Below are 2,180 nucleotides of genomic sequence, written 5' to 3'. Positions count from 1 at the left end.
CTGCTTGCAAATGTAGAGCATCAAACTAGCTCATGGAAGCTTCTGCTTGCGCTGCCTATCTCGAGAACCGCTGTATTTGGTGCTAAGTTTGCGCTTAGCGTYCTTTTGCTCACCTTTTCCTGCGTGCTTCTGACAGTTGGCACATTGGTTCTTGGACTCTCATTGAAGTTCGGATCGGATTTTCCGCTTGGTGATCTATTGCGACTCAGCTTTTATCCGTTTGCCGCTTCTTTGCCAGTGCTAGCTTTATCATTATGGCTATGTTTGACCTTCAAAAATCAAGCCCTACCAATTACGCTAGGGGTCATTATTGCACTAACTTCTATGTTCTCGCAATCCTTGACGGAATGGATTCCTATTAGTTGGCCAGCTTTGGCCTATCTCGGCTCTGACCCGAAATGGTTCATTGGAGGCGGTCTACTATTCGGAGCCGTCATTCTGCTGCTTGGTACGCTTCACTTCGAGCGAAAGGATGTGAGCTAAGATGGGAACATTTTTTAGAGTGCTTGCCTCGGAACGACTGAAGCTTTCCAAATCATTCATCTGGCTGCTCGTCCCAATCAGTCCTTTGCTGGCGATGCTGCTCGGTATGATGATTTCCTTTCAGCCTGGACAAGAGGATATGCAATATATCATCTTGCTATCTTCGATGGGTTCCTTTCATGCCATGCTGTTCCTGCCTATATTAACCGGTATTTTCTCAGCATTCATATGCCGCTATGAACATAGCGGAGGAGGCTGGAAGCAGCTGCTTACGCTGCCTATCTCTCGAACCGCGTTGTATTTAGCCAAATTCTCATGGGTTGCCATGCTGCTTGCGGTCACGCAGCTATTATTCGTTGGAGCTGTACTGCTAGCTTCCGCCTATCAAGGGATAACAGAGGTGTCATGGGAAACACTGCTTACTAGCGCTATCGGCGGCTGGATCGCATGCTTGCCGCTCGCTGCCCTGCAGTTGTGGGCATCCATCAGCTGGAGCAGCTTCGCGGCGCCGCTTGCGATCAATGTGGGGCTGACCGTTCCAAATATGCTGGTCATCAATTCTGTGACATATGGTCCCTTTTATCCGTGGGCTCAGCCGGCTTTAGTCATGCTTGCATTCAGTACAGAGAAGTTTGGCGCGCTCACGCTGCCGCTTGAGAGCTTATTTATTACGATAGTAGGAAGCTTTATTGTATTTTTTGCAGGCGGGCTCATCTATTTCAATAAAAAAGAAATCTAACCTGTCAGATGCTTCATCGCTTCTTTCCTGCTTAGAGGCGATAGAGCTGTTTCTGCTACAAATTGCTGCACAACGGTTGGATCGGTTTTGGCATACTCTCTGAGTGACCAGCCTATTGCCTTGCGAATAAAAAAATCGTTGTCATCCTTTAAAATTCGAATGAAATGAAACAAACGATCCGTATCGGTGCTTTGTTTATATTTGAGCTGATATAGAATAGCCGAACGACGAAGCCATAGGTTATCTGAATGGACCCAGCGTTCTGTATAGACAGGAATAAGCGCTGGATATTTGGAGAAGTGATACCCGATCAGATGAGGTGCCAAAAAATCGACCGTATCCCACCAGGAGTTAGTTGTCACCATTCCCTCCAGCATATCAATATATGCTGGTTCCGCATGCTTTTTATATTTCTCAAGCAAAGCCATCGCCGCATAATGGTATTCACGTTCCGGCAGTTCCCACAGCTGAGCAGCGGTTAAAAGCAGCTCCTCGCCCTTCGGCACTTCGTTTTGCTTCCAGAACTCACGCAAAAGCTGTGTTCGCTCTGGCGACTTGATTCCTAAAAATTCAAATTGATTGCGTAGATACGCTTTCATAGGCTCAGCCTTTTCTGGATCTGCCTGCTGCCTTAACCAAGCTTCCAGCTTTTGCGCGCTGGCTGTCATTTGGGTTAGTTCGGTCATCTGGACACCTCCGATTTATTAATAATAATGAGAACGAACCTCTTAAATCGCCTGCGACAACTACTCCTCAAAGTTTCTACTCCGCATTTGGTACAATTAACCCCTACCTAAGACTAAATTAGGTTCAGTTCCTGAAATTAATTTAGACTTAAACTCAATAAGCCTCGTATTAGTTTCAGTTTCTGAGATTAGATAGCCACTTTCTGAGGAAACCCTGCAAAAAGACTCATTTAGGTTCAAAAATTGAAATTAATGAGTAGACTACGTGTAGC

3 protein-coding genes are annotated in these 2,180 nt (G+C 45.9%); 2 read left to right on the top strand and 1 reads right to left on the bottom strand.

The annotated features are described in order from the left end of the window. Together AC1DWN_RS32710 and AC1DWN_RS32705 are read left to right on the top strand one after the other, a co-directional pair. Positions 1-483, top strand: a 483-nt coding sequence (locus AC1DWN_RS32710; RefSeq protein WP_477563009.1) for an ABC transporter permease, incomplete at its 5' end; no start/stop codon positions are given. A gap of 1 nt (position 484) precedes the next feature. After that, a complete protein-coding gene (locus AC1DWN_RS32705; RefSeq protein ID WP_477563008.1) occupies positions 485-1,222 on the top strand; it encodes an ABC transporter permease in 738 nt (245 codons plus the stop codon). Here the strand turns inward: AC1DWN_RS32705 and AC1DWN_RS32700 are convergent. Beyond that, positions 1,219-1,908, bottom strand: a complete 690-nt coding sequence (locus AC1DWN_RS32700; protein WP_477563007.1) for a DNA alkylation repair protein — start codon at positions 1,906-1,908, stop codon at positions 1,219-1,221. The genes AC1DWN_RS32705 and AC1DWN_RS32700 overlap by 4 nt on opposite strands. Between the last annotated feature and the right edge of the window lie 272 nt (positions 1,909-2,180).

The organism is Paenibacillus sp. P4_A7 (assembly GCF_056402455.1).
The sequence above is the reverse complement of the archived record's forward strand: the minus strand, read 5'-3'. Positions and strand labels throughout refer to the sequence as shown.

What these genes read in the sequence shown, in the direction of transcription:
- AC1DWN_RS32705 (WP_477563008.1), top strand. Translation starts at nt 485, where the DNA reads ATGGGAACATTTTTTAGAGTGCTTGCCTCGGAACGACTGAAGCTTTCC.
- AC1DWN_RS32700 (WP_477563007.1), bottom strand. Translation starts at nt 1,908, where the DNA reads ATGACCGAACTAACCCAAATGACAGCCAGCGCGCAAAAGCTGGAAGCT.